Source organism: Caballeronia sp. SEWSISQ10-4 2 (assembly GCF_030464885.1).
In the GTDB taxonomy this organism is placed as follows: domain Bacteria; phylum Pseudomonadota; class Gammaproteobacteria; order Burkholderiales; family Burkholderiaceae; genus Caballeronia.
On the sequence record NZ_JALPRJ010000083.1, the window covers coordinates 26,085 to 34,161 of the forward strand.

General features: G+C 59.7%; 7 protein-coding genes. 2 read left to right on the top strand and 5 right to left on the bottom strand.

Translation table 11 applies throughout. The features are described 5' to 3' along the window. Window positions 1-6: 6 nt before the first annotated feature. Both M0D69_RS36050 and M0D69_RS36055 read right to left on the bottom strand, forming a co-directional pair. Window positions 7-1,581 (bottom strand): NAD(P)/FAD-dependent oxidoreductase, encoded by a 1,575-nt coding sequence (locus M0D69_RS36050; protein WP_301786599.1) that lies wholly within the window; start codon window positions 1,579-1,581, stop codon window positions 7-9. Continuing rightward, window positions 1,578-2,486, bottom strand: coding sequence for an SDR family oxidoreductase (locus tag M0D69_RS36055; RefSeq protein WP_301786600.1), 909 nt, complete (start codon window positions 2,484-2,486; stop codon window positions 1,578-1,580). The genes M0D69_RS36050 and M0D69_RS36055 overlap by 4 nt, the downstream gene beginning before the upstream one ends. Window positions 2,487-2,646: 160 nt before the next feature. Between M0D69_RS36055 and M0D69_RS36060 the strand changes: the two genes are divergently transcribed. Then, on the top strand, window positions 2,647-3,693 hold the full coding sequence (locus M0D69_RS36060) for an AraC family transcriptional regulator (protein ID WP_301786601.1): 1,047 nt from the start codon (window positions 2,647-2,649) through the stop codon (window positions 3,691-3,693). A 134-nt stretch (window positions 3,694-3,827) separates the two neighbouring features. Here the strand turns inward: M0D69_RS36060 and M0D69_RS36065 are convergent, their stop codons facing one another. The 3 genes from M0D69_RS36065 to M0D69_RS36075 form a co-directional block, all read right to left on the bottom strand. Beyond that, window positions 3,828-4,457, bottom strand: coding sequence for a hypothetical protein (locus M0D69_RS36065; RefSeq protein ID WP_301786602.1), 630 nt, complete (start codon window positions 4,455-4,457; stop codon window positions 3,828-3,830). Window positions 4,458-4,560: 103 nt separating this feature from the next. Beyond that, window positions 4,561-5,268, bottom strand: a complete 708-nt coding sequence (locus M0D69_RS36070; RefSeq protein ID WP_301786603.1) for a YbhB/YbcL family Raf kinase inhibitor-like protein — start codon at window positions 5,266-5,268, stop codon at window positions 4,561-4,563. A gap of 151 nt (window positions 5,269-5,419) precedes the next feature. Next, window positions 5,420-6,430, bottom strand: a complete 1,011-nt coding sequence (locus tag M0D69_RS36075) for a LysR family transcriptional regulator (protein WP_301786604.1) — start codon at window positions 6,428-6,430, stop codon at window positions 5,420-5,422. 248 nt (window positions 6,431-6,678) lie between these two features. On the opposite strand from M0D69_RS36075, the gene M0D69_RS36080 reads away from it, so the two are divergent. Continuing rightward, the gene (locus M0D69_RS36080; protein ID WP_301786605.1) at window positions 6,679-7,869 is read left to right on the top strand and encodes an alanine--glyoxylate aminotransferase family protein; all 1,191 of its coding nucleotides are present in this window, start codon (window positions 6,679-6,681) and stop codon (window positions 7,867-7,869) included. The last annotated feature ends 208 nt before the right edge of the window (window positions 7,870-8,077 follow it).

Genomic DNA, 8,077 nt, shown 5'->3' on the forward strand with positions numbered 1-8,077 from the left:
TTGTTTTTATGCGGGCTCTTGCGCTTCGCGCTTGAGCCTCATTGTTGCAAGGGGGCGTCGCTCGAACTGCATGACGCCGTCGTTCAAGGTTCCGAACTTGAGCGAGGCAAGATCGAGCAGATAGTTCTGGTGGTACTTCCACGGCTTGTGAAGTCCTTGCTTGGGGAGGATGTTCGCTGCCCGCTGGATGTAGCCCGACGTGAGGTCGACCGCGGGCAGCGAGCCCATCTCGTCTTCCCTCAGCCGCGGGACGCAGACGTCATAACCGTTTGCCTTCATATGATTGACGAGCCGGCAGACATACTGCGCGATCAACTCGGCTTTCAGGGTCCAGGAAGCATTGGTATATCCGAACGACGACGCGAGATTGGGCACGTCGCTATACATCATGCCTTTATACGACACTGTATCGCCGAGTGATATCTGGCGTCCATCAATCGAAATCACCGATCCACCCAGCATCTTGAGCTTCAATCCGGTGGCGGTAATCACCAGGTCGGCGTCGAGATGCTGACCGCTTCGCAGCCGCACACCGGTCTCGGTGAAGCTTTCGATTTCGTCGGTGGCGATCGACGCCTTGCCGGCTCGCACTGCCTTGAACAGGTCTCCGTTCGGCACGAGACACAGGCGCTGGTCCCACGGGTTGTATCGGGGCGTCATGTGCTTGTCGACGTCGAACTGCGGGCCTAGCTGCCTGCCTGCCGCCCTGATGAGCAACTGTTTCGTTTCTTCCGGCTTGCGTCGCGCGCGGTTGTACAGGTACATGGTCAGCAGCACGTTCTTGCTGCGGATAAGCCGGTGCGCAAGCGTCGCCGGTAACCATTTGCGCATCCTGTTTGCGATCTTGTCGCGGGCAGGCAGCGAAAAAATGTAGGTGGGTGAGCGCTGCAGCATCGTTACATGTTTTGCCGTGTCCGCCATTGCCGGTACGAGGGTGACAGCAGTAGCGCCGCTGCCGATCACGATCACGCGCTTGTCCGCATAGTTCAGGTCGGCGGGCCAATGCTGCGGATGGACGATGCGGCCTTTGAACTTCTCCATATCGGTCCAACGCGGCGCGTGACCTTCCTCGTAGTCGTAATAACCGCTGCACATGTAGAGGAATTTGCAGGTATAACGCGCTTCAGTTTCAATATTGCCTTCGGTTCGCTGAACGCGGACCGTCCAGCATGCGGCCTTTGAATCCCAGTTCGCGCCGGTTACCTTGTGACCGAACTTGATGCTCTTGTCGATGCCGGATACCTGTGCCGTGTCCTTGATGTAGTCGAGGATAGTCTGGCCGTCGGATATGGATTTGTCGCTATGCCATGGGCGAAAGCTGTAGCCGAGCGTGAACATGTCGGAGTCGGAGCGCACACCGGGATAACGGAACAGGTCCCACGTGCCTCCCATCGTGGAACGGCTTTCGAGTATGGCGAATCGGGCTGAAGGGCAGCGCTCGCGCAGATGGTGGGCCGCAGCCACGCCGGACAAACCTGCTCCGACAATCAGGACGTCGTAGTCGATATCGGCATGCGTGGCCGTAGCTTGCTTGTCATGCGGCGAAGGTGAAGTGCCGCTTGCGTGGGTAGCCGGCGTCATGCAATGTCCTTGGCGGAGGAAGAAACGGCCTGGGCCGGCCGGACGGCATGCGAAACGTTCGCACGACGCTTCTGCAGTTTGCGATGAAAGCGCAGCACATAGACCTGGTAGGCCGAGCCCATCAGCCGCGAGATGCGATCGACACGCCGCGCGTCGCTGCCTATCAGCACGCGCCGCGCATTGCGCTGGACGCCGGCAAGAATCTGGCGCGCTGCATCGTCCGGCTTCGTCGCGTTGATCAAGCGATTAGCCTGCCGCCGATGCGCATCTGCGTCCTGTCCCGTTAGCGCCTGGATGCTGTCGTCGACCCGCGACGCGGTTGCGATGTTGGTCGCAACACCGCCGGGATGAACACACGTAGCACTCACAGACACGCCCTCCATTTCCAGTTCCATGCGCAATGCCTCGGTGTAACCGCGGACTGCGAATTTGCTGGCATTGTATGCGCCTTGGGTGGGCATCGCGATAATGCCGAACAGACTCGACGTGTTGATCACGTGCCCATCGCCCGACGCGCGCAGATACGGCAGGAAGGCCTGCGTGCCATGCACTACGCCCCAGAAGTTGATACTCATGATCCATTCGAAGTCTTCGATCCTGGCGGTCTCGGCAGGGGCCGCAAGCGATACTCCGGCGTTGTTGAAGATCAGGTTAATGCGCCCATGATCTTTCAAGACTTGTTTCGCCCACGAAAAAACGGCGGTGCGATCGGAGACATCGAGCCGTTGTATCGTGACACGCACACCATACACGACACATTCGTTCATCGTCTGGACGAGCCCTGCCTCGTTGATATCGCTCAACGCAAGGTGGCAACCTCGTCGAGCGAGCTCGATCGCCAGAGTGCGACCCATGCCCGACCCCGCCCCCGTGACCGCAGCGACTTTCCCTTCAAAGCTTTTCATAAACACGCCCCTTGCTAACGGTCCCCATCGCTTCTACGGCTGCGTTGAATATCAGCCCCGATGGATGCATAGTGCGGTTGCAACGGGAATACACCAATGGCGCAAAGGGACAGGTATTTTAGTATTTGGGCCAAATTTCGTCCTGTAGGGGTATCTCCTGATGAGTTTTTGGGACTTTAAGCGCGGCCCCACGCGCGCCCGGCTATTGGTCGACTACGCGCTCGCCAAGGGCTTTTCGCTAGCCGAGTTACTTAAAGGTAGCGGCGTGGCGCTCACACAACTCGATGACCCGAACACCGAGCTATTGGCTGCTCAGGAGCTTCGGGTCATCAGCAATCTCTTAAAGCTGACTGGCGCACCGGATCAACTCGGAATCGATCTGGGACTTCGCTATCACTTCTCGGCTTATGGCGTCTGGGGTTTTGGGCTGATCAGCAGCGCAACCATGAGAGATGCCTTGACGCTCGCGCTGCGGTTCATTCCGCTTACGTTTGCGTTTACGTTGATCTCGTACCACGAGGAAGGCAATCTCGGCGTGCTGACATTCGGCGAGCCGGATCTGGGGCGTGACCTGACGCGATTTCTTGTGGAGGGCGACATGGCGGGAGCCGCGGTCCTGCTCGCCGAAATCGCTGGCCCGGATTTCAAAATCGGGCGTCTCACCTTCAGGGCGGAGCCGAATCGCAAGAATCCCCGTCGCGGCGCGCCACGCACGGTCTTTGGAGCGACTCCGTATTACGGCGCGAAGATGAACAGTTTGTCGTTCGATCTCGCGTATCTGGACCGGCGGCTGCCGCACGCAAATCCGATCACCGCGGCCATGTGCGAGCAGATGTGCGCGGAGCTTATCGAGCGTCGGCAGGCACGGTCCGGGACCTCGACGATCGTTCGGCAGTACCTCAGCGTCCCCGGCAGCTCATTGCCGGATCTGGCCGCGATGGCCAGGATTATCAACGTGAGTGAACGTACCTTGAAGCGCCGGCTCAAGGAGGAGGGTACGTCGTTCAGAACGCTTTTGATGGAGTCGCGTCGAGCGGTGGCGGAGGAGTTGCTCAAGGACCGGCGGCTAAGCATGGCGGACATTGCGTTGCGTCTGGGCTTTAGCGATTCCTCTACATTTTCTCAGGCCTTTAAGCGCTGGCATGGCGTGGCGCCTAATGTTTATCGAAAGGCCGCTCGCGGCGCGGATTCTGTGACACGATCTTAAAAGCGCTAGCAAGGGTTTTTTGGCTTAGCGAGGGGAGGAGGTCTCCAAGCTCGCCCCTTGAGTGAGACCGTTGCAATAGGTATCGCGAGTCAATGACGCCATGCAACGACCGAATGTAACGCGGACTTGTAGCTTTACATCCGCTGCTTCAGGAATGACGCAAGCTGCCGGCGTATCTCCGGCCTGGCTGCAATGACATGCCCTCCGTCATGCTCGAGGATCAACGGCTTACCGAACTTCGATGCAAGCATGCGAGAGTGTTGGCTTGGCACGACGGAGTCCGAACGGCCGATGATATGAACCGAAGGAAGATCGTAGCTCGCCGGTGATTCGTATAGCCTTGCCAGACTCGGATCGTTGGCAAGGAAGCCTCCGGCCATGATCGCGAAGTCGAACGCAAGCGGTGTTTGCTCGCTTGGCTTTCCGTCCATCGAACGTAAGCCGACAAGCAAGCCCGCTAGCGCTGCGCCTTGGCTGAAGCCAAAAACGCCGTCGAAGGGTCCCTCGTTTTTGAACAGAGAAATCATCCAGTCATAGGTATTGCGCCAGCCTTTATAGACGATTACGCCAGGGTCGGCGTCAAACCCCTGCATGTCCTGGACTGCGTGCCACCAGCCAAAATCTCCGTTCGCCCTGGAGGGCGCATCGACGAATACAAACTCCGCCAGGGGTTCCAGCACGCTAGTGAGCGCGCTCATTTGATCGCGAAGAACGCTGGCGCTGCCGTGGTATCCGTGCAAGCAAAGAACGCGCAACTTTTTCATGATTGACCTTGTCTCCTGGAATCCGGGCATTCGCCCGGGATTCCAGGTTTGTGTTCAGGACGATGCGAACATTCAAGTCATTTGCTAACTAAACGTGGTCGGCTTAGCGCCCGTAGCTCGCTGTGAAGCTGGCGGTTCCAAGCAGCTTGTCGCCTAGTCCCTTGTTCAAGATGAACGAATGAAGTCCTGAGGTACCCGTTTGGGGAATTCCGCTAGCGGCTTCGACATTGTCGACGGCAAGAGCGTAAAGGGTGAATACGTAGTGATGCGGTTTATCGCCAGCGGGAGGACAGGGGCCGCCGTAGTTGCCGTTACCCCCGGTCGCGCCGGTGTTGAGGAAATCATTCGCACCGTTGAATGCAGGCGCAGGCAGTGTGTTGGGAGCGTTACCGGCGCCTTGCGGCAGACTGGTCGCGCTCGCCGGGATGTTGTACACCGTCCAATGCCAGAAGCTGTTGCCTGCGGGCGCATCCCGGTCCTGAACCTGTAAGGCAAGCGACTTCGTTCCAGTCGGCAGGTTTGACCACTTGATGGACGGAGACACGTTCGAGCCCGTGCAGCCGAACGCGTTCAGTGTGAACTTCTTGTCGAACGTGCCTGATGCCAGGTCGGGGCTCGATACGGTGAACGCCGAGCTACCTGCGTATGCATGGGTCGCGCTAAAAGCGCCCGTCAAAAGCGTGGCAAGGACCAAGGCCGAAGCGCGCAGCTTGCGGGCTGGACCTTTAGGTAAGCTCGGCGTGGTGCCTTGTTTGACAGCACTCGTTTTCTGTTCATCGGCGGGTGCATTGAAAGTGGCTTTGAGATTCATTGATCGGCTCCCGGTTGTGGAGCCGTCAATTTACTGTCGTGCCTAGTTGTCGACCAGCCGTTTGCTTCATGGGAGCATTGTGAAAAATGCAAGAGTGAACCAGGGGCGCGGACTTTGTACGCACCGGGCCTGTCTTGCGAGTGCTAGCGGATCAGACGAGAGAGTAAGTGGCCGATTGCGCATCGCGAAGCATGGCGCTCCGCAGCGTCTCCGAATCCGTCGGCAAGGCCGTCAGCCCGGCGGGTGCGTCAAGACCCGGCGCAACGCCGCCTATCCGCTGCTTGATGAACTCGACAAATGCCCTGACTCGTTTGGGGACGTAGAACCGCGATGTATAAAGCAGCCACACCGAGTTATCGAAGTCGGTAGGGGTGGTTTCGTGATTGGGGAACAGGTCGACCAGTCGACCCGATGCCAGGTCGTCCCGTACCAGCCAGTCCGCCAACAACGCCGGGCCCAATCCATCCAGCGCCGAACGGTGCAGCGCCAGCGAATTGGACACGACCAGCCAGCCGCCCACATTAACGGCTTGCACTGCAGCGCCTGTCGCATCGCGAAACCGCCACTGCGTGCGATATCCGCGCAGGGAACACCGCAGGCAATCGTGCTCCGCCAGTTCGGCCGGCGTACGCGGGCTACCGTGCTGCTTCAGATACTCGGGGCTCGCGCATACGTGATAACGGATCTTTGCGAGCCGGGTGCCGATCAGCGATGTATCGCCATCCTGACGAAGGCGCAGCGCTACGTCGACTCGCTCAGCTAACAGGTCGACAATCGAGTCCGTGAGCAGCAAATCGATTTCGAGCGCGGGGTAAGCCTCGCGAAGCGCGGGCAACAACTTCAGGATAACGGCGTGCCCATAGGTTACCGAGGTCGTCACCCGGACGACGCCCGCGGGACTGCCTGCGAGGTCGCGCGCTTCGTCAGAGGCCTGCTGCAGCTCTTGCAGGATCTTGCAGGCATTCTCGTGATAGACCTTGCCCGCTTCAGTAAGTACGAGCTGACGCGTGGTGCGTTCCAGCAGCCTGAGTCCCAGGTCCTTTTCAAGTGAAGTGACTGCTCGCGTGGCGGCGGAAGGGTCGATATCGAATTTTCGGGCCGCCGCCGCAAAACTGCCCTGCTGAACGACTTCGACAAAGATCTTCAGATGCTCGGTATCCATATCGATGGTCCCAGGTGATCTCGAGAGAATAGAAACGCCCGACTTATAGCATAAGAATTGTGCGCTTCTTTGCAGGGCGGCGTGGGGAGGTGCTTCACCAGCCATGCGAATCGAAAGTGCGTGCGCTAGCGCAGCCCTGTAGAATCTTTTCACCATCAACTAGCCAGGCTCGCGATGACACTGACTGACGACAAAACTCGAGCGCACCCACACGCTAGCGGCCATCAACCGTTTCGAATCCTCATCGCATGAACGACTCCACACGTTTGCCCGGCCATCGCTTTCTGCATTCGCCGGGCCCTAGCCGCGTGCCGGATGAAGTCCTGCACGCAATGAGCCGCCAGCCGATGGATCTGGCCGACCCGCGTCTGGATCGCTGTATTGCTGCCTGCGAAACCGGCCTGAAGCGCGTTTTGCAGACCGCGCAGTCGGACGTCTTTCTTTACGCTGCGAACGGACACGGTGCGTGGGAGGCGGTGATCGCGAACCTGATCGCTCCGGGTCAGGCAGTGCTGGTGGCGGGCACTGGCCACTTCTCGGAGTCGTGGGCGCTGCAGGCCGAGGCAATGGGCGGCCGCGTGATTCGCACGCCCTGGGTTGAAGGCCGCCCGATCGATCCCGCGGATGTCGAAGCCGCACTTCGAGCCGACGCGGAACGCGAGATCGTCGCGGTCTTCATCGTTCACACGGACACGGCCAGCGGCATCACTAACGACCTGCCGGCGCTGCGTGCGGCGATCGACCGGGCCGACCATCCTGCGCTGTTCGTGGTCGACGTGGTTGCGTCGCTTGCAGCCGCGCCGTTCGCGATGGATGCAACGCGCATCAATGTTGTTGTCGGCGCCAGTCAGAAGGCGTTGATGGTGCCGCCCGGTCTTGCGTTCGTCGCAGTCGATGCGGCGGCCATGGACGTGTCGCGCCGGAATACGACGCCGCGTTTCTACTGGGATTGGCAGCGGCGGCAAAGCCCGCTGTCGTACCGCAAGTTCTGCGGTACGCCGCCGCAAAGCCTGCTGGCTGGCTTGGAGGCGTCGCTTGGGTTGATCTTCCGCGAGGGTATGACCGAGGTGCTCGAGCGTCATCGGCGAATTGCCGAGGCGGTGCACGCTGCGGTGGAATGCTGGAGCGAAGCGGGCACATTGGGCTTCTTCTGCCAGGTGCCTGCGGCACGATCGGTGTCGGTGACGACCATCGAGGTGAGCGCGGGCATCGATCCGGAAGCCATACGCGGCGTCGCGCGCGAGCGCTTCGAAGTCGCGATCGCCGGCGGTCTCGGGGCGCTCGCGGGCCGCGCATTCCGCATCGGACATCTCGGCGATATGAACCCGGCGATGATTCTCGGATGCCTGGCTGGTGTCGAGGCTGCGATGACCGTGCAGGGTGTTCCATTCGGCCGCGGCGGCGTGGAGCGCGCGATCGCACGTCTGGCTGCGGATTGAAGACTTGGGTGGTACGGGGGTGCGGAGGGTTTTCAGGGTTAGTGGTCAGAGTTGATGCTGGGTTGCTGCTGCTTAGGCCTGCGGTCGTTATATGTCGGATGTTTTCTTTATCACTATTAGCCACTGTGCGTGGCGGCACGTCATTTCTTTTTCCAACGGCGAAAAAGAAACAGAAGCAAAGAAAACGCCTCCCAACAATCAGCAAGTT